This window comes from Nocardia sp. NPDC059764 (genome assembly GCF_042732555.1).
GTDB lineage: Bacteria > Actinomycetota > Actinomycetes > Mycobacteriales > Mycobacteriaceae > Nocardia.
This window is the reverse complement of record NZ_JBHWHH010000047.1, coordinates 23779-44821: the sequence shown is the minus strand read 5'-3', so window position 1 is coordinate 44821 and position 21043 is coordinate 23779. Positions and strand designations below refer to the sequence as shown.

Below are 21043 nucleotides of genomic sequence, written 5' to 3'. Positions count from 1 at the left end.
GGTTCGAGTTTTGACGACGTGGTTCCAGTCGAGTTCGGGGTGGATCAGGGCGGGAATTGGTGGCGGCGTGGTCCTCGGACCTACAGTGCGCCACCCAGGAAGCCGCCGACAGCAGCGCCCGCGGCTCCGGCCGCAGCCCCGCCGGCCAAGGCGGCCGGGATGCCTGCGGCCGCCGCACCGGCAGCCGCGCCGACGCCGCCACCGATGAGAGCTCCGCCGATCATCCCGCCGGGAACGTCGATCGCCGCGAGGCCCGGCATGACCACGACCGAGGTCGCTCCGAGCCCGGCTCCGACGGCAGTGCCGATGGCGGCGCCCGCCAGTCCGCCCGCGGCCGCGCCGACCACAGCCGCGGGGACGCCCGCGCCCACCGCGCCGAGGCCCGCGCCGATGGCAGCTCCGCCGAGGGCGCCCGCGGCGATCTTGTCGGAGCGGGTCGGGTTGACGCCGATGGAGTTGAGGCCGGTGGCGAGGCCCGCTTCGGCGTCGGCGGCGACGCCGTTCACGCCATTGAGGATGTTGTCGGGGAGCTCGTCCGGGGCCGGGGTGATGAAGTCGCCGATGCGGACGGTGCGCGGGGGCGGGGCGATGGGGAGGACCGGGGTGACCACGGTGGGGGCGTGCAGGGTTTGCACATCCAGGGCCGGGGCCGCGTCTCGGGTGTTGGGGATGGGGCGGAAGTTGGCGGGGACCGGGTAGTCGGCGAGCTGCGGCTGCGGCGACGGGGGTCGGGCGGGGACGGTTACGCCGGGCTGCACCGTGGTGACGCGAATGGGATGGTCCTGGTCGCCGGTGGGGACCGCGACGCCCGGCTGGGCGGCGGCGGTGCGGGGCGAGGGGAGGAGGTCGGGGCCGGGGACCTCGATGCCCCAGGGGTTCGGGCCGGGGGCCCCGGGCTGCGCGGCATGGTTCGGGGAGCTGTTGCCGCCCGGAGCGATGCTCCCCGTCAGGGGAACAGCCGCCTGGGTGGCGGTGCCGTCGGCGACCTTGGCCGGTTCGCTGTTGGAGCAGGCCACGGCCAGTGCCAACGGAATGGCCCCGACCGCGAGCGTGCGCCGGGCGACACTGCCGTTCATTTCACGAATTCGACCACGCACGCCGAAACACCAACCTTCCGAACATATTTCGTTTCACCGGTCCGGCGGACCGCCCATCGACGCCGGTGATTCGCGACCGCCCCTGACACGAGCGTTGCCACCGGTCCGGTGTGAACGCGTTTACGCACGTCACAGCGCCGGATCGGGGGTGCGAAGTTTTCTGACCCGCAGGCTGTGACCCCACTGGGTTCACGTTGCGCGGAAGGGCAACCGGTAGGGAGCTGCTGGCTCCAGTCTCAATTGTCGGCCCGGTGATACGACCGTGGGTGGCGAGAGATATCGCACATTTTGCTGGTAGGGGTGGTGTGATTGACCCGGCGCCGGGTCATTTCACGGTGTTGCCAGAAGATGTCCCGCCCCGCATGAGATCCGCCAGCGCCTCGCGATCGGTGACATCGAGCTTGATGCACGCCCGGTACAGATGCCCCTCGACCGTGCGCACCGAGACGGTCAGCCGATCCGCGATCTGCCGGTTCGACAGTCCGGCCGCGACCAGATTCGCGATCTCCCGTTCCCGCGCGGTGAGCGGCAACGGCTGTGCGGACTGCCGCAGCGCCGGGGTGGAGGCCCCGCCGCAGGCGGCGGCCAGCCGGTTGGCGGTGGCCGCGGATTCCAGCAGGCGGCGGCGATCCCCGGCCCGCTCGTGCGCGGACGCGGCCTGCGCGGCGGCGTCGGCGGCCGACAGCATCGCCCCGATGGACTCGAATTCCGCTGCGGCGGTATCCAATCCGGGCCCGTCATGGGCGGCGACCGCGACCGCGTGCCGGGCCTGCACCTGGACCAGCCGCCCGTCGATGCGGGCCGCCAGGTCGGCGAGCCGTCCCGCCACCGTGGGATCGCCGAAGCGGGCGGCGGTGTGCAGCGCCATCGCTTCGACAGCGTGCTGCTGCGATCGTGCGGCCAGGTCGGCGGCGGCGATGGCGAGCCGGACGGCGGGTGTCGCGGTGCCTTCGGCGGCGGCCTGCATGGCACGCGCCAAGTCCAGCAGCGGCCCGTACACAGCGCTGTGCCGTCCGTCCCGGAAGGACGCCGCCGCAATGGCTTCCGCGGCGTCGGCGGACCGCCCCAGTGCCGAATAGGCCTCCGCGAGGCGCAGCTGGGCAGGGAACATCCAGGCCGCCGCGCCCTCGGTGGTGAGCGCCGCGAGCGCCTGCTCGAGATTGTCGATGCCCTGCGGGAACTTGCCCTGCGCCACATCGACGGTGCCCTGCAGGATCTTGGCCATTCCCCAGGCCAGGTATTGCCCGGCGGACGAGAACGGGTACGGCCGGTTGGCGCACCGCCGCGCGGCTTCGAGTTCGCCGGTGAAGGTGAGCGCCAGGACTTCCGCGTGCGTGAACATGAACCGGTTCAAGCCGTCGATGTGCGGTTCCACGGCGTGCCCGCGGGCGGCGAATTGGCGGGCCGCCTCGCCGCGCCCCATGAGCGCCAGCGCGAGTCCGCCGCCGAACGCCGCCCAGTACACCGCCCACGGCGGCGCCTCGGGCGTGGACATGACCGATTCGGCGAGGGTGAACGCCTCCTCGATCCGGTTCTCGTTGACCGCGCAGGCGGAAGCCAGACCGTCCAGTGCCGCAATGATTTTCGGTTGGCTGACCCGGCTGCGCACCGATTCCAGCACGGCGTCGGCGCGGTCGGCGTCACCCATGGACCACAGCAGGTTCGAGACCCGGGTGCTGCCCCAGCGCGCCAGCTGGACCTCGGTGAGCTGGTCGGGGTCGAATCCGGCGAGGGTGCGTTCGGCCTCGATGCGATGCCCCTGCCAGAGCAGGGCGCGGGCGAGCAGATCGGCGGCTTCGACGCCACCCTGTCGTTCCACGGCGGCGCGCGCGAACCGTTCTCCCAGTGGCAGATTCGCCAGGCTGATGGCGTCGGCGGCCGCGGCCAGGAACAGTTCCAGGTCGGCGGATTTGTCGCTGTCCAGGGCCAATTCGGCGAGCCGGATGCGTTCGGAGGCGGAGTTGACGGGCCGGTCCTTGAGCGAGGAGTACAGCCGTCCGCGCAGCCGCCGCGCCGACGCGATGCCCAGCCGTCGCCGGATCACCTCGCCGAACAGCGGATGGTTGTAGCGCACCAGCAGCTGGTGCCCGTTCTCGACAATCCTGATGAGCCCGCGGGTTTCGGCCGATTCGATGGCTTCCTCGCCCGCGATCTCGGATAACACGTCGAGGTCGATGGGCTCGCAGAAGGTGAGCAGTTCCAGCACCCGCAGCACCGATTCGGGCAGCTGTTCCACCCGATCCTCCAGCAGCGCGGCCAGTTCCGAGGTGACTGCGGCCCGGCCGCGCAGCTGCCATACCCCGTTGACCTGCCGCAGCGTGCCCGCCTCGAGCGCGCCGTCGACGAGGTGGCGCAGGAAAAGCGCGTTGCCGCCGGAGGATTCCCACATCAGGTTGGCGGTGAAGCCCTCGAGCTGCCCGCCCAGCATGGATTCCACGAGTTCGACGCTCTGCCGCTGGGTGAAGGGGGCGAGGTCGATGCGCAGCAGGTGCCCGTCCTTCCACAGCGAGGTGATGGCGTCGGGCACCTGCACCCCGCTGCGCACGGTGGCCACGATGTGGGCGGCCTTGTCGATGGCCAGCTGCAGCAGCAGGGTGGCGGAGAGCTGGTCGAGCAGGTGAGCGTCGTCGACGCCGATGATGGTGTGCCCGTCGGCGAGCAGCGCTTCGCGGGCGGCGGCCATGAAGGTCACCGGGTCGTGGGCGGTGTACACCCCCACCATGTGCGCGAAGACCCCGAGCGGAATGCTGCGGGCGGATTCGGTGCCGGCCACCCAGCGAACGTTTCCCGCGGAGGCGGTGGCCATCCGCGCCAGCGTGGTTTTCCCGACCCCCGCGTCACCCGTGAGCACCACACCGACGAAGTCGCCGCCGGTGAGCGCCGACCTGATCGATTCGAGCTCCTTCTCCCGTTCGACCATCGGCCAATTCCGAGCCATGGATCAACTGTAGTTCGCCGGGCCCGCCCCGGCGGTCGGAACGCGGGCCTGCGAGCTGCGGTTTTTATTCGTTGACCAGCCGCAATCCAGGGGTTCGGGCGTGTCGGCGGTCGACCAGCCAGATCATGACCGTCTGGTCCGCGGCCGGATCCAGGGTCTCCACTTCGACCTCCACCTCGCCGCGCAGCGGGTGCTGCAGGCGCACCACGACGGAACGGAAGTCGGTGAGCCGATGCTCACGCCAGCGCCGCTCGAATTCGGGATTGCGGCTCAGGGTCTCGATGGTCCGGGCGACCGAGGGGTCGTCGGGGAATCGGGTGGCGGCGGCCCGCAGCGCCGAGGTGGCCATATCGGCGACGTCGGTCCAGTTCAGGAAGGTTTTTCGGGCGGCCGGATGGTCGAAGACGTAGATCGCGAAGTTGTGGTGCGCCTCGGTGTCGAACATGCCGAGCGGTTCGGCGAAGTCGCGGAAGGACGGGTTCCAGGACAGCAGGTTCAGCCAGCGACCGAGCACGAAGGCGGGTGTGGGCTGCAGCGCGTCGATGACGGCCTGGATGGTGTCGGAGACCTTTTCGCGGGCCTGTCCGGCAGCCGGGCAGGGGGTCTTCTGTTCCAGGCTCAGGGCCAGCTTGCCGAAGTGGTGCTTCTCGACTTCGTTGAGCCGCAAGGCATCCGCGAGTGCGGCGAGCACGGCGGTGGAGGGGTTGGTGTCGCGTCCTTGTTCCAGCCGGGCCAGGTAGTCTGCGCTGACGCCGGCGAGCGCGGCCACCTCCTCGCGGCGCAGGCCGGGTGTGCGCCGGCGGCGGCCGCTGGGCAGGCCGACGTCCTCGGGCTGCAGCTGGGCGCGTCGGGCGATCAGGAACTCGGCGAATTCGGAACGGGACACCCTTCCATACTGCCTGGTCCGTGTTCCGTTATCCCAGCCCTGCCAGTCCCCGGATAACCACGGTGTGGATAAGCGGACCGGAGTCCACTTATGGTAAGTGCCATGACGACTTCCGAGCAGACCACCCTCGCCCCCGGCTCCTGGACCCTGGACGCCGCCCACTCCTCGGTCAACTTCACCGTGAAGCACCTGGGCATCTCCAAGGTCCGCGGCCGCTTCAATCGCTTCGAGACCGGCTTCGTGGTCAACGAGGCCGGTGAGGCCGCCATCGAGGCCACCATCTACTTCGACTCCTTCGACACCGGCAACGAGATGCGCGACGGCCACGTCCGCAGCGCCGACATCCTGGATGTCGCCAACCGCCCGCACCTGACCTTCCGCATCCCCGAGCCGATCGCCCTCTCGGAGGAGTTCGAGGTCACCGGTGAGGCCACCATCGGCGGCATCACCAAGCCGGTCACCCTAGCGGTCGAGTGGGGCGGCGTGCAGGTCTTCCCGCAGGACAACAAGGAGCACGCGGGCTTCAACGCCACCGGCTCCATCAAGCGCAGCGATTTCGACGTCGCCCCGGGCATGCCGAACGCCATGCTGAGCGACAAGATCGCCATCGAGCTGGACATCCAGCTGGTCGCCCCGTAATCCCCGAGCCACACTCCGCCGCATCGGAAAAGTCAACGCCCCCTGTGGAATTCCACAGGGGGCGTTCGGCGGTCTACGGGAAGGTCAGTCGGCCCAGACGTTCTCGATCGGGGTGCCCTCGTTCGGCGGCGGCGTCGGAACCGCGGCCGGGGTGCGCGAGAAGCGCGGGGCCGGGGCGTGCTGCACGACGCCGTCGATCTCGACCAGGCCGGTGCGGGCCTGGATGTGCGGGTTCTGCTCGGCCTCGGTGAAGGTCAGCACCGGGGTGGTGCAGGCGTCGGTGTGTTCGAAGATCGCCCACCACTCGTCGCGGGTCTTGGTCTTGAACTTCTCGGTGAACAGCTTGCGCAGCTGGTCCTGGCCGTTGGGGTCGAGCTGGTTGGGCAGGCCCTCGGGCGAGATCTCCAGGCCCTGCAGCAGTTCGGCGTAGAACTGCGGCTCGATGCAGCCGACGGCCATGTACTTGCCGTCGGAGGTCTCGTAGGTGTCGTAGAACGCCATGCCGGTGTCGAGCAGGTTGGTGCCGCGCTCGTCCGACCACAGGCCGACGCCCTTCATGCCCCAGATCATGTGCGAGAGCGCGAGCGCGCCGTCGATCATGGCGGCGTCGATGACCTGGCCCTTGCCGGAGTTCTGGCGTTCCACCAGCGCGGCCAGGATGCCGAAGACCAGGAACATGGAACCGCCGCCGAAGTCGCCGACCATGTTCAGCGGCGGGACCGGCCGCTCGCCCTTGCGGCCGATGGCGTTCAGCACACCGGTGAGGGAGATGTAGTTGATGTCGTGGCCCGCGCGGTCGGCCATCGGGCCGTACTGGCCCCAGCCGGTCATGCGGCCGTAGACCAGGCGCGGGTTGCGCTCCAGCGCGGCGTCGGGGCCCAGGCCCATGCGCTCGGTCACGCCGGGGCGGAAGCCCTCGAGCAGCACGTCGGCCTTCTCGATGAGGCCGAGCACCTTCTCGATGTCGGCCGGATCCTTGAGGTTGGCCTCGACGATGGTGCGGCCGCGCCACTGCGGGCGTTCCATGAAGCCGGGCAGCATGCCGGGCCGCTGGACCCGGACCACGTCGGCGCCGAGGTCGGCGAGCAGCAGTGCCGCGTGCGGACCGGGGCCGATGCCGGCCAGTTCAACAACCCGGATGCCCGCGAGCGGGCCCTGCTTGGCGGTGGATGGAGTGCTCACGCCCTACCTCGGTTCGTCGTCGAATGCTGCGCACCGGCTCACCCGCCGGTGTTGACGCTATGACAATAACGCGAAGGTTCGGCAGCGCGGAGGGCGCGGCCTATCGATCGATGCGGGGCAGCGGGAGCGTGGCCGGGTGCTGGGGAGCGGGCAGTTCCGAGCGCGGCAGCCGCAGCGTCGGCGGTTCCCCGGTCGAGCGGTTCGCGGCCGGGTCCTCGAAGTCGCGGACCTTGGCGGGCAGCCCGTAGAAGGCGCGGGCATTGTCTTCCAGGACCTTGTGCAGATCCGAGCCCACCGAGTCGGCGAGCAGGGAGATGTCGGCGTCGCGGAAGGGCCGCCCGGCCCGGGTGCCCGGCAGGTCGGTGCCGAACATCAAGGCTTCGGGGTTGACCGTGTGGATCTTGCGCAGGGCCGAGCCGACATTCATGGCCACCCGCCCGAAGCCGGAGGCCTTCACCTTGGCTCCCCGATCGACCAGGTTGAGCAGGTACGGCAGGCAGTCGTCGGACATGCCCAGGTGGTCGATGGACAGCTTGGGCAGCTTGGTGATGACCGGTTCCAGCGAGCCCAGCATGGACCCGTCGATGTAGAGCTCGACGTGCCACCCGGCCAGTTCGTAGGCGCGCAGGGCCAGCATGGTGAGCCCGACGATGTCGCCGCCCGCCCGCTTGAGGTTGAACCGGATGGCCCGCACCCCGGCCTTGCTCAGCGCGAGGATCTCGGCGTCGCTCGCGTCGACGTGCAGGTTGGTGACGCCGACCCAGCCCTCGCCGAGTTCGGCGAGGGCGGCCAGCAGATAGCTCTGATCGGTGCCCTGGAAGGACCCGCTGACCACCGCGCCACCGTCGATATCGAAGCGGGACATGCGCTTGCGATAGTCGGCGATGGTGTACGGGTCGGGCAGGTAGCCCTCGTTCTCGACCAGCGGGAACCGCGGATCGAAGATGTGGAGATGGGCGTCGAACACGTGATCAGCATGCCTCAGAACGGTGACAAGTGTGGACAACCTTGTCCGGCAGGCGGATTCACGCTGGTCAGGACGTCGGGTCGATAACCGCTCAGGAGGCCTTGTCGGGCTCGGAGGCGGCCAGCATCTCGTCGCGCTCGACGACCTTGACCCGCTCGCGGCCCTGCGGCTCGCCGAGGGCGCGCTCGTGCGCGTCCAGGCGGTACCAGCCGGCCCAGGTGGTGAACGGGATGCCCTTGCCCTCGAGGAACTCGGTGACGGCCTCGAGCTCCGGCTTGGCGGCCGGGGCGAAGTTGGCGGCGTCGTCGAGCAGGCAGGCGATGGTCTCGTTGGCGTCGCCCTTGGTGTGGCCGATGAGGCCGACCGGGCCGCGCTTGATCCAGCCGGTGACGTAGGTAGCGGGCATGTAGCGAGCCGCGCCGTCGGCGTCCTCGTCGATGATCACGCGACCGGCCTCGTTGGGCACGGTGCCGGCCTGGTCGTCGAAGGGCAGGGCCGGGATGTTCTGCGAGAGGTAGCCCACCGCGCGGTACACGGCCTGGATGTCCCAGTCCTTGAATTCGCCGGTGCCCTTGCAGTTTCCGGTGCCGTCGAGCTGGGTGCGCTCGGTGCGCAGGCCCACGACCTTGCCGTCCTCGCCGAGGATCTCCGAGGGGTTCTCGAAGAAGTGCAGGAACAGCTTGTGCGGGCGGTCGCCGACGTCGCGGATGGCCCACTGCTCGAGGGTGTTGCAGATCATGTCGACCTGCTTGGAGTGCCGGCGCGCGGCCTCGGAGCCCTCGTCGTAGTCGATGTCCTCGGGGTCGACGATGACCTCGATGGTCGGCGAGTGGTCGAGCTCGCGCAGCTCGAGCGGGGTGAACTTGGCCTGCGCGGGACCGCGGCGGCCGAACACGTGCACCTCGAGCGCCTTGTTGGCCTTGAGGCCCTCGTAGACGTTCGGCGGGATCTCGGTCGGCAGCAGCTCGTCGCCGGTCTTGGCGAGCACGCGCGCCACGTCGAGGGCGACGTTGCCGACGCCGAGGACGGCGACCTTCTCCGCGTCCAGCGGCCAGGTGCGGGCGACGTCGGGGTGGCCGTCGTACCAGGACACGAAGTCCGCGGCGCCGTAGGAGCCGTCCAGGTCGATGCCCGGCACGCCCAGCGCGCGGTCGGCGTTGGCGCCGGTGGAGAAGATGACCGCGTCGTAGAACTGCTGCAGGTCCTCGAGGGTGATGTCGACGCCGTAGTCGATATTGCCGAGCAGGCGGACCTGCGGCTTGTCGAGCACCTTGTGCAGCGCGGTGATGATGCCCTTGATGCGCGGGTGGTCCGGCGCCACGCCGTAGCGGATCAGGCCGAAGGGCGCGGGCATGCGCTCGTAGAGATCGATGCTCACGTCCGCGTCGGACTTCATCAACGCGTCGGCGGCGTAGATGCCGGCCGGTCCTGCGCCCACGATCGCAATGCGTAGCGGGCGGGTCGCTGCACTCTGTTCGGTCATTCTTCCGCGCACCCTTTGGGTCGAAACTAACTTGCCGTCAAAACTCAGCCGTCGCTCTTAGCTTAGGCTAAGTTGACGCTCTGGCCTCGGCGGCCTCCGTTGGCCCCCGACGCTGCAGCGTTGCTGCGTAGTCTTGCTATTCCCGCGCTGGGGCGGGAAATTCTGCTGATTCTATCGATGGCACGCGGCGGCCCGCACAAGGGGACCAGGCATGATCTACCCATGAGCGACGCCGAGGAGACCCCGATCCGGATCGACCAGAACGAGACCCGCAGCATGTGGCCGTTCCTGGTGGCGGCGGGAATCATCGCGGTGGTGATCATGGGAATCGTGATCGCGTCGGTCGTGTCGCCGGTTGAGAAGAATGTCACAGATTCCGATCGGCTCTCGCTGGCGGCGACCAAGTTCGTGATGGCCCGCAACGACTCCGGGAAGTACGACCCGATGCTGTCCTGCAAGGGATTCGACGAGAACGCCTCGCCGCTGAAGGCGGCCACCGCGACCGGCGGCTCGATCGCCTTCGACAAGCTGACCGACGCGTCCGTCACGGGCGACCAGGCCACCGCGCAGGTCACGTTCACCGTCGCCGGGGCGCCGTCGACGTCGACGTGGCACTTCGCCAAGGAGAATTCCCGCTGGTTGGTCTGCAATTCGTGACAACGGCCGAATACCTCACTGGGGTTTGACAGTGGGGACGGTTCTTCGGCAATCTCAATCCCAGGTCATGAGTACCAGCGCCAAGCCCCGGCTGGCTGGTCGGCAACCCTCCTCCGCGGTGGGGTGCTCCGGGTGACGACCTGGCCTCGCATCGGACAGCGGTGCGGCAAGTGCGGATTCTCAGGAGGTACAAGTGAGCTACGCAGGTGACATCACGCCCAAGCAGGCGTGGGAGTTGTTGCGCGACAACCCCGATGCGGTCCTGGTGGACGTGCGCACCGAGGCCGAGTGGCGGTTCGTCGGCGTGCCCGACACCAGCGGCATCGGCCGTCCGACCGCGCTGATCGAGTGGGTCGACGTCACCGGTACCCCCAATGCCCGGTTCACCGACCTGCTGAAGCAGTCGCTGGCCCACCGGACCCCGGACTCGGACGCGCCCGTCATCTTCATCTGTCGCTCCGGCCAGCGTTCGATCGGCGCGGCCACCGCCGCCACCACACTCGGCATCACCCCCTCGTTCAATGTGGTCGACGGCTTCGAGGGTGCTCTCGACGGCCAGGGCCACCGCGGCAGCACCGGCTGGCGCGCCGACGGACTTCCGTGGAGGCAGTCATGATCACCGGCGGCTCTTTCGAGAAACCGCTCCCCGAGGGCGTCGGCCCCGGCACCCAGGCGGTGCGCGGCGGCACCCGGCGTTCCGGCTTCGACGAGACCTCCGAGGCGCTGTTCCTCAATTCGGGTTTCGTCTACGAGAGCGCCGAGGCGGCCGAGGCCTCCTTCACCGGCGATATCGAGCACTTCGTGTACTCGCGCTACGGCAACCCGACGGTCGCCATGTTCGAGGAGCGGCTGCGCCTGATCGACGGCGCGGAAGCCTGTTTCGCGACCGCGTCGGGCATGTCGGCGGTGTTCACCGCGCTGGGTGCGCTGCTGTCCGCCGGTGACCGGCTGGTCGCGGCGCGCAGCCTGTTCGGCTCCTGCTTCGTGGTGGCCAACGAGATCCTGCCGCGCTGGGGCGTGGAGACGGTGTTCGTCGACGGCGAGGACCTGAACCAGTGGGAGCAGGCGCTGTCCGTCCCCACCCAGGCCGTCTTCTTCGAGACCCCCTCGAACCCGATGCAGACCCTCACCGATGTGCGCGCGGTCTCGGATCTGGCGCACGCGGCGGGCGCGAAGGTGGTGTTGGACAACGTCTTCGCCACCCCGCTGCTGCAGCGCGGCTTCGATCTGGGCGCGGACATCACCGTCTACTCGGGCACCAAGCACATCGACGGCCAGGGCCGGGTGCTCGGCGGCGCGATCCTGGGTCCGCGGGACTACATCGACGGCCCGGTGAAGAACCTGATGCGCCACACCGGTCCGGCGCTGAGCCCGTTCAATGCCTGGACCCTGCTCAAGGGTCTGGAGACGATGCCGCTGCGCCTGCGCCAGTCGGTGGACTCGGCGTTGAAGATCGCCCAGTTCCTGGAGTCGCATCCGGCGGTGGCGTGGGTGAAGTACCCGTTCCTGTCCTCGCATCCGCAGTTCGAGCTGGCCAAGCGCCAGATGTCGGGCGGCGGCACGGTGATCACCTTCGAGCTGAAGGCCGGCGACAACGAGGCCAAGAAGCGCGCGTTCGAGGTGCTGAACCAGCTGCGGATCATCGACATCTCCAACAACCTCGGTGACGCGAAGACGCTGATCACCCACCCGGCCACCACCACCCACCGGGCGATGGGGCCGGAAGGCCGTGCGGCCGTGGGCATTACCGATGGCGTGCTGCGCGTCTCCATCGGTCTGGAGGACGTGGAGGACCTCCTCGACGACCTGGATCACGCGCTGAGCTGATCCGAAGACCACTCCACGAAGGGCCGGAACCCGCTGGTTTCCGGCCCTTTCGCTGTTCCGCGGGCTCGGCACAACCCTGCGTGTACCGACATGCTGATCGGGTCCTTTCGGAGGTGGTGTCGCCGACGGAAGGTCCCGGCGACGACACCACCGTGTACCGGTCAGGGAACGTCCGCTATTGATGGCAGCCTGGTGGCCATGCCGACCGCGTCTTCGAAGGTGACCTCCGCCGCCTGTTCTCGCTGCTGTCGTTGCCGCAGGCTCGCCGTGACTGGGCTGCGTCGCTGCTCGACCAGCGGCTGGCGGTGAGCGACCGGACGGTTCGCCGCGGCAGCGGAAGAACTGGCGCCGCTCGCGCGGGTCCTCAAGCCAGGCCGGCCGCCGCGAAGTGGGTGGTCAGCCGGTGCACGAAATCGAGGATATGAGGTCGCTCATCGTCGGATCGGGTACCTGCATACCAGGTTCGGGTGTCACCTCGGTGTCCGATCCGCACGGCGGCGATCTCGCCGCGTGACAGGTAGGGCGCGATCAACCAGGAGGGCAATATCCCGACGCCCTCACCCGCTGCGACGAGTTCCACGACAAGTTCGGTGAGCATGGGCACCAGGGTGATCCGCTCCGGCCGCGCGCCTGCCGGGATCGGCAGCGGGGTCGCGTGGGGGCGGCTCTGGTCGTAGCTGTCGTACAGGATCAGGTTCTCGGTGGCGAAATCCCGTGCGGTCACGTGTTTCCGGGTGACCCAGCGGTGCCCGGGCGCCACCACCGCCAGCATCTCGTCGTCCATGAGGGTCGTGAGCCGTACTCGCTCGGCGGATGGGCCCAGCTTGGTCAGCACCGCCACATCGATGCGTTGCGCCACCAGGGCTTCCGCCAGATCGTCGTCGCTGACCGTCACCATCCGGACCATGGTGTCGGGACTGGCTTGCCGCATGTCCCGCATGATCGGCGTCAGCCAGGACACGGTCGTCGCGCACTGCGTGGACAACCGGATGTGCCGATCCCCGCTACGCGCCACCTCCCGCACCTCCCGTTCGGCTGCCGCCAGATCCGCCAGGATGCGGGAGGCGCGTGGCAGCAGTCGCGCTCCCGCCTGATTCGGCACCAGCCGCCGCCCCACCCGATCGAAAATCGGTGTGCCCAAACGTTCTTCCATGCGCAGCAGTCGCTGACTGAGCGCGGGCTGGCTCACGTACAGCAGACCGGCCGCCTGCTGCAGGGTGCCGCCGCCGGCCAATGCGTCCAGGAGTTCCAGATCCCGGATATCCAGATCCATAAGCTGAGTCTAGTAATATCCGCAAAAGTGCGTCGTGGACTTATATGCCGGGGCGTTCGAAGCTCGAAGCATGACAACTTCTTCACGCACCGCGATAGTCACCGGCGGTTCCAGCGGTATCGGATTCGCCGTCGCGGCGGCCCTGCTCGAGCGCGGCGACAACGTCGTGATCAGCGGCCGTGACGCGGCCAAGCTCGCCGCCGCGGCCGAGGCGCTCGACGCCGGAGCCCGCCTGCACCACATCGTCGCCGACCTCAACGATCCGATGTCCGGCGCGGCCCTGGTCGATACGACCGTCGGCGCTTTCGGCGCCGTCGATATCCTGGTCAACAACGCGGGCACCTTTACCTCGGCCCCTTTCCTGGACGTCACTCCCACCGATCTCGATCACTTCCTCGACGGCAACCTGCGCGGCACCTACCTGATCACCCAGGCCGTGGCCCGCCGGATGATCGAGCAGGCGCGCGGGGGCGCGATCGTGAACATCACCACTGTCCTGCTCTCTCACGCCATCGGCGGTTTCCCCGCCAGCGCCCCCCTGGTGTCCAAGGGCGGGGTCCGCGCGCTCACCGTCGCCCTGGCGGCCGAACTCGCGCCCTACGGCATACGGGTGAACGAGGTCGCGCCCGGCATCGTGCGCACTCCCCTGCACGCGGCCATCGATGTCGACGCCCTCGGACCGCTCGCCGTACTCGATCGGGTGGCCGAACCCACTGAAATCGCCGATTCCGTCCTGCACCTCACCGATGCGGCTTTCCTCACCGGCGCCCTCCTGGCCGCCGATGGCGGTTTCGTCACCACCCGCGCTTGACGACCTTCACTCGAAAGGATCCGAAATGCCTTACGTCAATGTCAGAGTCACCCGCGAAGGCGTCACCCCGGCCCAGAAGGCCGAGATCATCGCACGCATGACCGATGTCCTGGTGGAGGTCCTCGACAAGGACCCGCGCACCACCTTCGTCGTGATCGACGAGGTCGCGCTCGCGGACTGGGGTGTGGGCGGGGTGCCCGTCACGGAATACCGTGCGCGACAGCATGACTAACGGGGCTGAGTCCCACACGCACGCCGGACCGCGGCCGCTTCCAGCATCGTCGCGGTGTTCGATGCGGTGTTCGATACCCGCGACGATCCGCAGAGTCTTGTCGGTCCTTCCGGTGTGGGCCGGGGCATGGCCACCGCGATACGCGATCCTGACGGCCTTCCCGCACCCGTTCTCGACGGCGTCGCGCTGGAGCTGATCGGCGGCGGCGGAGTGCTTGTCGGTTGCGCGCGGGTCGCGACCATGCGTCATGGCGCATCTCGCGATCATTGACAGCATGCTGTCAAACATGACAGCATGCTGTCATGATGAAAACAGTGCACATGGCCGTCTACGACACCTTCTCCGACTGGGAGGTCGGGCACGCCACCGCGCACATCAATCGCGAACTGTGGCACTGTGATCCAGGGACCTGGCAGGTCGAGACCGTCGCTGTCAGCGCGGATCCGGTCACCTCGATGGGCGGCATGCGGATCCTGCCGGACCTCGTCCTCGACGATCTGTCGCCCGCCGACAGCGCGATGCTGATCCTGCCCGGACTCGAGACCGGGCACGCGCCCGAGATGTTGGCAGCCTTCGCGCGCAAGGCCCGGGAGTTCCTGGCCGTGGGTGTTCCGGTCGCGGCCATCTGCGGCGCGACCTTCGGACTGGCGCAGGAGGGGCTGCTGGACGATCGGCGGCACACCAGCAACGACCCCGGATACCTTGCCTACAGCGGATATTCGGGCGGCGAGCACTACGTATCGGAAACCGCGGTCACCGACGGCGACCTGATCACCGCGACGGGCACCCGCCCGGTCGATTTCGCCCGCGAGATCTTCGCTCGCCTGGGCATTTTCGAACCGCGGGTGCTGGAGTCCTGGTACAAGCTCTACGGAAACAACGATCCTGCGGGCTTCTACGAGCTGTTCGAGTACCAGCAGCAGCGCGCGGCCGTTACCCGGTGACCCGCACCGCGCAGCAGCTGCTCGGGACCGCAGCCGTCACCTCGTTCAAGCTGAACGGCCAATTCCTCGCCATCGCCGAGGAATTGGCGAAGCCGTCCGGCATCACCGTGGCCTGGTGGCAGGTGCTCGGCGCGATCGTGCGCCAGCCGCTGCCGGTGGCGGGCATCGCCCGCGAGATGGGCATCACTCGGCAGAGCGTGCAGCGCATCGCGGATGTGCTGGAGGGCAAGGGATTCGTCGAGTACAAGCCGAATCCGGCGCATCGGCGCGCCAAACTGGTGGCCATCACCGAGTCCGGTCACGACGCGGTCCGCGCGATCGATCCGCAGCACGCGGCCATGGCGAAACGTCTTGTCGCGCAGGTCGGCAGGGGCGAGCTGGAGCGGATCGTGGACGCGCTCACCGCCTTGTCGGCCGCCCTCGACGCGCTCGAGGGCCCGAGACCGGCTGACTACAGTGCGCCCGGCTGACTACAGTGCGAACGGGTCCTTGGTCTTGCCGACCAGCGAGGCGACCGACGGCAGGATGGCGGTCGGGCGGTACGGGAACTGCTCGACCAGGGCGGGCGTGGAGATGCCGGTGGTGACCAGGATGGTCCGCATGCCCGCCTCCAGACCGGAGATGACGTCGGTGTCCATGCGGTCGCCGATCATGACGGTGGACTGCGAGTGCGCGCCCAGCCGGCGCAGCGCCGAGCGCATCATCAGCGGGTTGGGCTTGCCCACGTAGTACGGCTTCTTGCCGGTGGCCTGGGTGATCAGGGCCGCGACCGAGCCGGTGGCCGGGAGGATGCCCTCGCGCGAGGGCCCGGTGGCGTCGGGATTGGTGGCGATGAAGCGCGCGCCGGCCGCGATCAGGCGGATGGCGGTGGTGATGGCCTCGAACGAGTAGGTGCGGGTCTCGCCGAGCACCACGTAGTCGGGGTTGGAATCGGTGAGGACGTAACCGATTTCGTGCAGCGCGGTGGTGAGCCCGGATTCGCCGACCACGTAGGCGGTGCCGTCGGGCCGCTGGTCCTTCAGGAAGGTGGCGGTGGCCAGGGCGGAGGTCCAGATGGATTCGACGGGGATGTCGAGGCCGGTGTGCTGGAGCCGGGCCTGCAGGTCGCGCGCGGTGTAGATGCTGTTGTTGGTGAGCACCAGGAACGGGATCTGGTTGTCGCGCAGTTCGGCGAGGAACTCGTCGGCTCCGGGTACCAGGTGGTTCTCGTGCACCAGGACGCCGTCCATGTCAGTGAGGTAGGAGAGGATCGGTTCTTGGCTCGAGTTGGTCACGCGCATATTCTCCGCTATCCGCGGATCGAAAGCTCATATATTCCTGCGGTGTGACCGCTGCCGCACCGTCTTCCGGTGCTGACTAGGGTGCGAAGGAGGCCGTTCGCGCCGACCGGCGCGAGCGCAGCATGGCGACAGGAGTGCCCAGGTGAAGGACCTCAAGCTCGGTTACAAGGCGTCCGCCGAACAGTTCGGCCCGCGTGAGCTGGTGGAGCTCGCGGTGGCGGCGGAGGAGCACGGCCTCGACAGCGCCACGGTCTCCGACCATTTCCAGCCGTGGCGGCACAATGGCGGGCACGCCCCGTTCTCGCTGGCCTTCCTGGCCGCGGTGGGGGAGCGCACCCATCGGATTCAGCTCGGCACCTCGGTGCTGACCCCGACCTTCCGCTACAACCCGGCGGTGATCGCGCAGTCGTTCGCCACCCTGGGCTGCCTGTACCCGGATCGCATCATGCTGGGCGTCGGCTCGGGTGAGGCGCTCAACGAGATCGCGACCGGTTTCCAGGGCGAGTGGCCGGAGTTCAAGGAGCGGTTCGCCCGGCTGCGCGAGTCGGTGGAGCTGATGCGCGCGCTGTGGACCGGCGAGCGCGTGGACTTCGACGGCCAGTACTACAAGACCGTCGGCGCCTCCATCTACGACGTGCCCAAGGGCGGCATCCCGGTGTACATCGCGGCGGGCGGCCCGCTGGTGGCCCGGTACGCGGGGCGCGCGGGTGACGGTTTCATCTGCACCTCGGGCAAGGGCATGGACCTGTACACCGAGAAGCTGATGCCCGCCGTCGCGGAGGGCGCGGCCAAGGCGGGCCGTTCGGTCGACGACATCGACCGCATGATCGAGATCAAGATCTCCTATGACACCGATCCCGCTCTGGCGCTGGAGAACACGCGCTTCTGGGCCCCGCTCTCGCTGACCGCGGAGCAGAAGCACTCCATCACCGACCCGATGGAGATGGAGGCCGCCGCCGACGCGCTGCCGATCGAGCAGATCGCCAAGCGCTGGATCGTGGCCAGCGACCCGGATCAGGCCGTCGAGCAGATCAAGCCCTACCTCGACGCGGGCCTGAACCACCTGGTCTTCCACGCCCCGGGCCACGACCAGCGCCGCTTCCTCGACCTGTTCGAGCGCGACCTGGCTCCCCGCCTCCGCGCGCTCGGTGTTTGATTGTCCTCCGCTTCGCTACGGGCGGGTTCGGGGCGCCGGAGGTCTCGTTCTTCCCTCCCTCCGCTCCTCCAAGGCGCGGGTCTATGGAGCCGTTCGCTCCCCCGCTCCCCTCGGTCCAGAACGAGCGCTCCGCCTCCCCGCGCTTGCGCCCCGAACACCGGGTGGGCCGCACGTAACTGGACGTGAGGTGGTCTCCATCGGGGACGGGCATCGAACCCGCATGCCCGTCCCCGCGGAAAAGGGCGCATAACGGTCGGTAGGCTTTCGGCCATGGCTGCCACACCGGTCTCCAGTGTGTATATCGCGTCGCCCGAGGGCGACACCGGAAAGTCGACGGTCGCGCTCGGCGTCCTCCAGGCCTTGGCGGCCACCACCCCGCGGGTGGGCGTGTTCCGGCCGATCACCCGGTCCGCCACCGCCCGGGACTACATCCTCGAACTGCTGCTCGAGCATTCGACCGCCGACGTCGACTACGACCAGGCCATCGGCGTCACCTACGAGCAGGTGCACACGGACCCGGACGCGGCGATCAGCGAGATCGTCATGCGCTATCACGATGTCGCCAAACACTGCGACGCCGTGCTCATCCTGGGTTCGGACTACACCGATGTGGCCAGCCCCAGCGAACTGCGGTTCAACGCCCGCATCGCGGTCAACCTGGGTGCGCCGGTGCTGCTGGTGGTGCGCGGAATCGGCCGCACCCCCGACGAATTGGGCCAGCTGGTGGAGCTGTGCCGCAGCGAACTGGTGGCCGAGCACGCCAAGCTGGTGGCGGTGATCGCCAACCGCTGCGAGCCCGACCAGCTGGAGGCCGACGCCCAGGCCCTGGCCAAGGCGTGCGCGGTGCCGTCCTGGACGCTGCCGGAGGTGCCGCTGCTGCAGGCCCCCACCATGGAGGAGCTGCGCGAGGCGATCGACGGCGAGATCTACAGCGGCGACCCGGAACTCATGCACCGTGAGGCGCTGGATGTGATGGTCGGCGGCATGACCGCCGAGCACATTCTGGAACGTCTCACCGACGGCGTCGTGGTCATCTCGCCCGGCGATCGCTCCGACGTGCTGCTCGCCCTGGTGAACGCCCATGAGGCGGAGGGTTTTCCGTCGCTGGCGGGCATCATCATGAACGGCGGCATGCTGCCCGATCCGGCGGTGGCCCGGTTGATGGCCGGCCTCAAGCCGCGGTTGCCGATCCTGTCCACCGACCTGCGCACCTTCGATGCCGCCAAGGCCACCGCGTTGACCCGCGGCCGGGTCTCGCTGTCCAGTATGCGCAAGGTGGACACCGCGCTGGCGTTGATGGAGGAGCGGGTCGATCCGCGGGAGCTGTTGCGGCAGATCGAGATCCCCATTCCGAATATCGTGACCCCGCAGATGTTCGAGTATCAGCTCATCGAGCGGGCCCGGGGCGACCGCAAGCGCATCGTGCTGCCCGAGGGCGACGACGACCGCATCCTGCGCGCCGCGGGCCGGGTGCTGCAGCGCAAGATCGCCGACCTCACCATTCTCGGCGACGAGGCCGCGGTGCGCGGTCGCGCCGCCGAACTGGGCGTGGACATCGACGCCGCCGAGGTGCTCGATCCCCAGACCTGCCCGCTGCGTGACGAATTCGCCGAGGAGTACGCCCGCCTGCGCGCCCACAAGGGCATGACGGTGGAGCGGGCTCGCGAATACATGGGCGACATCTCGTATTTCGGCACCATGATGGTGCACATGGGGGTCGCCGACGGCATGGTGTCGGGTGCGGCGCACACCACCGCGCACACCATCCGCCCGTCCTTCGAGATCATCAAGACCGAGCCGGGCGTGTCCACGGTGTCGAGCGTGTTCCTCATGTGCCTGGCGGATCGGGTGCTGGTGTACGGCGACTGCGCGGTGGTGCCGGACCCGACCTCGGATCAGCTGGCCGATATCGCCATCTCGTCGGCGCGGACCGCCGCCCAGTTCGGCATCGACCCGCGGGTGGCCATGCTCTCCTATTCGACGGGAGAGTCGGGCACCGGCGCGGATGTCGACAAGGTGCGCGACGCCACCAAGTTCGTGCACGATCGCGCGCCGGAGCTGCTGGTGGAGGGCCCGATCCAGTACGACGCGGCGATCGAGCCCGCGGTGGCCAAGACCAAGCTGCCGAATTCCGTGGTGGCCGGGCAGGCGACGGTGTTCATCTTCCCGGACCTCAATACCGGCAACAACACCTACAAGGCCGTGCAGCGCAGCGCGGGCGCGGTGGCGATCGGCCCGGTGTTGCAGGGTTTGAACAAGCCGGTCAATGATCTGTCGCGGGGCGCGCTGGTCGCCGACATCGTGAACACGGTCGCGATCACCGCGATTCAGGCGCAGCAGGAGGCGTAAATGAAGGTCCTGGTGATCAATTCGGGTTCCTCGTCGATCAAGTACCAGCTGCTGGAGCCCGCCACGGCCGACGTGTGCGCGCACGGCATGGTGCAGCGCATCGGCGAGGCGGTCGAGCCGGACTCGGTGACCGTCGAACATCACACGGGCGAGAAGACTTTCGAGTACCAGGGCTCGATCGCCGATCACGCGCAGGGCCTGCGGGTGGTGTTCGACCTGTTCATCGCGAGTGGCCAGGATCTGGCGCACGCCGATCTGGGCGCGGTCGGGCATCGGGTGGTGCACGGCGGCGAAGTGTTCTACGAGCCGACGCTCATCACCGACGACGTCGTGCAGGCCATCACCGACCTGTCCGCCCTGGCGCCGCTGCACAATCCGCCGAACGTGATCGGTATCGAGTCCGCGCGGGCGCTGTTGCCGCAGGTGCCGCAGGTCGCGGTGTTCGACACCGCCTTCTTCCACAATCTGCCCGCCGCCGCCAAGACCTACGCCATCGACGCGGAAACCGCCGCGGCGCACGGGGTCCGCAAATACGGGTTCCACGGCACCTCGCACGACTACGTGTCCGGGCAGGCGGCGGAGTTCCTCGGCAAGGATCGCGCCGAGCTGAACCAGATCGTGCTGCACCTGGGCAACGGCGCGTCCGCCTCCGCTATTCGCGCGGGGCAGGCGGTGGATACCAGCATGGGTCTGACGCCGTTGGAGGGCCTGGTCATGGGCACCCGGTCCGGGGATCTGGATCCGGGCATCATCTTCCACCTGATCCGCACCGCGGGCATGGATGTCGACGATGTGGACGCCCTGCTCAACCGGTATTCCGGGATCAAGGGCCTGTCCGGGGTCAATGACTTCCGCGAGCTGGGCCGTCTGATCGAAACCGGCCATCCCACCGCGAAACTCGCGTTCGATGTCTACATCCACCGGTTGCGGCGCTACATCGGCGCGTACCTGATCGAGCTGGGCCGGGTGGACGCGATCACCTTCACCGCCGGGGTCGGCGAGAACGACGCCCGGGTGCGCGCGGAGGCTATGGCCGGACTGGAGCGCTACGGCATCCGGATCGACGCGGACTGGAATATCGCGAAAGACCGGACCGCGCGCCGTATTTCGGCCGACGACTCGGAGATCTCGGTGCTGGTGGTGCCGACCAATGAGGAGCTCGCCATCGCCCGCGCGGCCGCGCAGCTGGTCGGCTGAGGCTCCCTCACGAAAACATCATGATGCGGTTGGCACAGTGGTGCCCGGACCGGTTCCCGCCGGTCCACCGGAACCCGTGTCGCACCACGCACAACCGCGGTGGTGGCCGTAAATCCCTCGCCGGT

20 protein-coding genes and 1 riboswitch are annotated in these 21043 nt (G+C 68.7%); of the genes, 12 read left to right on the top strand and 8 right to left on the bottom strand.

The annotated features are described in order from the left end of the window. Window positions 1–80: 80 nt before the first annotated feature. The 3 genes from ACFV4K_RS13510 to ACFV4K_RS13500 all read right to left on the bottom strand — a co-directional run bounded on the left by ACFV4K_RS13510 (window position 81) and on the right by ACFV4K_RS13500 (window position 4921). Window positions 81–1076 carry a hypothetical protein gene (locus tag ACFV4K_RS13510; RefSeq protein ID WP_379274722.1) on the bottom strand — a complete coding sequence of 332 codons (996 nt, stop codon included), beginning with the start codon at window positions 1074–1076 and terminating at the stop codon, window positions 81–83. Between the two features lie 346 nt (window positions 1077–1422). Beyond that, window positions 1423–4035, bottom strand: coding sequence for a LuxR C-terminal-related transcriptional regulator (locus tag ACFV4K_RS13505; RefSeq protein WP_379274720.1), 2613 nt, complete (start codon window positions 4033–4035; stop codon window positions 1423–1425). A gap of 64 nt (window positions 4036–4099) precedes the next feature. Continuing rightward, window positions 4100–4921, bottom strand: coding sequence for a helix-turn-helix domain-containing protein (locus ACFV4K_RS13500; RefSeq protein WP_379274719.1), 822 nt, complete (start codon window positions 4919–4921; stop codon window positions 4100–4102). A gap of 102 nt (window positions 4922–5023) precedes the next feature. Here ACFV4K_RS13500 and ACFV4K_RS13495 point away from each other — a divergent pair, with 102 nt between their 5' ends. Next, window positions 5024–5560 (top strand): YceI family protein, encoded by a 537-nt coding sequence (locus ACFV4K_RS13495; protein ID WP_379274717.1) that lies wholly within the window; start codon window positions 5024–5026, stop codon window positions 5558–5560. A gap of 84 nt (window positions 5561–5644) precedes the next feature. Here the strand turns inward: ACFV4K_RS13495 and ACFV4K_RS13490 are convergent, their stop codons facing one another. The 3 genes from ACFV4K_RS13490 to ACFV4K_RS13480 all read right to left on the bottom strand — a co-directional run bounded on the left by ACFV4K_RS13490 (window position 5645) and on the right by ACFV4K_RS13480 (window position 9192). Beyond that, complete coding sequence (locus ACFV4K_RS13490) at window positions 5645–6742, bottom strand: CaiB/BaiF CoA transferase family protein (protein WP_379274715.1); 1098 nt, start codon at window positions 6740–6742, stop codon at window positions 5645–5647. Window positions 6743–6842: 100 nt separating this feature from the next. Continuing rightward, complete coding sequence (locus tag ACFV4K_RS13485) at window positions 6843–7709, bottom strand: amidohydrolase family protein (protein ID WP_357284816.1); 867 nt, start codon at window positions 7707–7709, stop codon at window positions 6843–6845. Window positions 7710–7800: 91 nt separating this feature from the next. Next, complete coding sequence (locus ACFV4K_RS13480) at window positions 7801–9192, bottom strand: FAD-dependent oxidoreductase (protein WP_379274713.1); 1392 nt, start codon at window positions 9190–9192, stop codon at window positions 7801–7803. A 222-nt stretch (window positions 9193–9414) separates the two neighbouring features. On the opposite strand from ACFV4K_RS13480, the gene ACFV4K_RS13475 reads away from it, so the two are divergent. The 3 genes from ACFV4K_RS13475 (at window position 9415) to ACFV4K_RS13465 (ending at window position 11676) form a co-directional block, all read left to right on the top strand. Further along, window positions 9415–9849 carry a hypothetical protein gene (locus ACFV4K_RS13475; RefSeq protein ID WP_379274712.1) on the top strand — a complete coding sequence of 145 codons (435 nt, stop codon included), beginning with the start codon at window positions 9415–9417 and terminating at the stop codon, window positions 9847–9849. 63 nt (window positions 9850–9912) lie between these two features. Further along, window positions 9913–10028, top strand: a riboswitch (SAM riboswitch). A gap of 14 nt (window positions 10029–10042) precedes the next feature. Then, window positions 10043–10465, top strand: a complete 423-nt coding sequence (locus tag ACFV4K_RS13470) for a rhodanese-like domain-containing protein (RefSeq protein ID WP_379274710.1) — start codon at window positions 10043–10045, stop codon at window positions 10463–10465. Further along, complete coding sequence (locus tag ACFV4K_RS13465) at window positions 10462–11676, top strand: O-succinylhomoserine sulfhydrylase (RefSeq protein WP_379274709.1); 1215 nt, start codon at window positions 10462–10464, stop codon at window positions 11674–11676. Before ACFV4K_RS13470 ends, ACFV4K_RS13465 begins: the two co-directional genes overlap by 4 nt. A 364-nt stretch (window positions 11677–12040) precedes the next feature. Here ACFV4K_RS13465 and ACFV4K_RS13460 read toward each other — a convergent pair whose 3' ends face one another. Next, window positions 12041–12949 (bottom strand): LysR family transcriptional regulator, encoded by a 909-nt coding sequence (locus ACFV4K_RS13460; protein WP_379274707.1) that lies wholly within the window; start codon window positions 12947–12949, stop codon window positions 12041–12043. Between the two features lie 70 nt (window positions 12950–13019). On the opposite strand from ACFV4K_RS13460, the gene ACFV4K_RS13455 reads away from it, so the two are divergent. The 5 genes from ACFV4K_RS13455 to ACFV4K_RS13435 are packed head-to-tail and all read left to right on the top strand — an operon-like array spanning window position 13020 to window position 15406. Continuing rightward, window positions 13020–13760, top strand: coding sequence for an SDR family NAD(P)-dependent oxidoreductase (locus tag ACFV4K_RS13455; protein WP_379274706.1), 741 nt, complete (start codon window positions 13020–13022; stop codon window positions 13758–13760). A gap of 25 nt (window positions 13761–13785) precedes the next feature. Further along, window positions 13786–13992, top strand: a complete 207-nt coding sequence (locus tag ACFV4K_RS13450) for a 4-oxalocrotonate tautomerase family protein (RefSeq protein WP_379274704.1) — start codon at window positions 13786–13788, stop codon at window positions 13990–13992. Between the two features lie 54 nt (window positions 13993–14046). Continuing rightward, window positions 14047–14262 carry a hypothetical protein gene (locus ACFV4K_RS13445; RefSeq protein ID WP_379274702.1) on the top strand — a complete coding sequence of 72 codons (216 nt, stop codon included), beginning with the start codon at window positions 14047–14049 and terminating at the stop codon, window positions 14260–14262. 32 nt (window positions 14263–14294) lie between these two features. Beyond that, window positions 14295–14936, top strand: a complete 642-nt coding sequence (locus ACFV4K_RS13440) for a type 1 glutamine amidotransferase family protein (protein WP_379274701.1) — start codon at window positions 14295–14297, stop codon at window positions 14934–14936. Next, window positions 14933–15406 (top strand): MarR family winged helix-turn-helix transcriptional regulator, encoded by a 474-nt coding sequence (locus ACFV4K_RS13435; protein WP_379274699.1) that lies wholly within the window; start codon window positions 14933–14935, stop codon window positions 15404–15406. Before ACFV4K_RS13440 ends, ACFV4K_RS13435 begins: the two co-directional genes overlap by 4 nt. On the opposite strand, the gene ACFV4K_RS13430 is transcribed toward ACFV4K_RS13435, so the two are convergent. Next, window positions 15407–16165: an HAD-IIA family hydrolase gene (locus ACFV4K_RS13430; RefSeq protein WP_357094669.1), complete on the bottom strand. Its 759-nt coding sequence runs from the start codon at window positions 16163–16165 to the stop codon at window positions 15407–15409. 193 nt (window positions 16166–16358) lie between these two features. On the opposite strand from ACFV4K_RS13430, the gene fgd reads away from it, so the two are divergent. The 3 genes from fgd to ACFV4K_RS13415 all read left to right on the top strand — a co-directional run bounded on the left by fgd (window position 16359) and on the right by ACFV4K_RS13415 (window position 20918). Then, a complete protein-coding gene (fgd, locus tag ACFV4K_RS13425; RefSeq protein WP_379274697.1) occupies window positions 16359–17372 on the top strand; it encodes a glucose-6-phosphate dehydrogenase (coenzyme-F420) in 1014 nt (337 codons plus the stop codon). A gap of 270 nt (window positions 17373–17642) precedes the next feature. Beyond that, entirely contained in the window at window positions 17643–19721 is a 2079-nt protein-coding gene (pta, locus tag ACFV4K_RS13420; protein WP_379274695.1) for a phosphate acetyltransferase, read from the top strand. Continuing rightward, window positions 19722–20918, top strand: coding sequence for an acetate kinase (locus tag ACFV4K_RS13415; protein WP_379274693.1), 1197 nt, complete (start codon window positions 19722–19724; stop codon window positions 20916–20918). Window positions 20919–21043: the final 125 nt, after the last annotated feature.

Coding starts and splice junctions, on each gene's coding strand:
- ACFV4K_RS13510 (WP_379274722.1), bottom strand. CDS start 1,076: ATGAACGGCAGTGTCGCCCGGCGCACGCTCGCGGTCGGGGCCATTCCG.
- ACFV4K_RS13505 (WP_379274720.1), bottom strand. CDS start 4,035: ATGGCTCGGAATTGGCCGATGGTCGAACGGGAGAAGGAGCTCGAATCG.
- ACFV4K_RS13495 (WP_379274717.1), top strand. CDS start 5,024: ATGACGACTTCCGAGCAGACCACCCTCGCCCCCGGCTCCTGGACCCTG.
- ACFV4K_RS13480 (WP_379274713.1), bottom strand. CDS start 9,192: ATGACCGAACAGAGTGCAGCGACCCGCCCGCTACGCATTGCGATCGTG.
- ACFV4K_RS13475 (WP_379274712.1), top strand. CDS start 9,415: ATGAGCGACGCCGAGGAGACCCCGATCCGGATCGACCAGAACGAGACC.
- ACFV4K_RS13465 (WP_379274709.1), top strand. CDS start 10,462: ATGATCACCGGCGGCTCTTTCGAGAAACCGCTCCCCGAGGGCGTCGGC.
- ACFV4K_RS13460 (WP_379274707.1), bottom strand. CDS start 12,949: ATGGATCTGGATATCCGGGATCTGGAACTCCTGGACGCATTGGCCGGC.
- ACFV4K_RS13455 (WP_379274706.1), top strand. CDS start 13,020: ATGACAACTTCTTCACGCACCGCGATAGTCACCGGCGGTTCCAGCGGT.
- ACFV4K_RS13450 (WP_379274704.1), top strand. CDS start 13,786: ATGCCTTACGTCAATGTCAGAGTCACCCGCGAAGGCGTCACCCCGGCC.
- ACFV4K_RS13440 (WP_379274701.1), top strand. CDS start 14,295: ATGATGAAAACAGTGCACATGGCCGTCTACGACACCTTCTCCGACTGG.
- ACFV4K_RS13430 (WP_357094669.1), bottom strand. CDS start 16,165: ATGGACGGCGTCCTGGTGCACGAGAACCACCTGGTACCCGGAGCCGAC.
- pta (WP_379274695.1), top strand. CDS start 17,643: ATGGCTGCCACACCGGTCTCCAGTGTGTATATCGCGTCGCCCGAGGGC.
- ACFV4K_RS13415 (WP_379274693.1), top strand. CDS start 19,722: ATGAAGGTCCTGGTGATCAATTCGGGTTCCTCGTCGATCAAGTACCAG.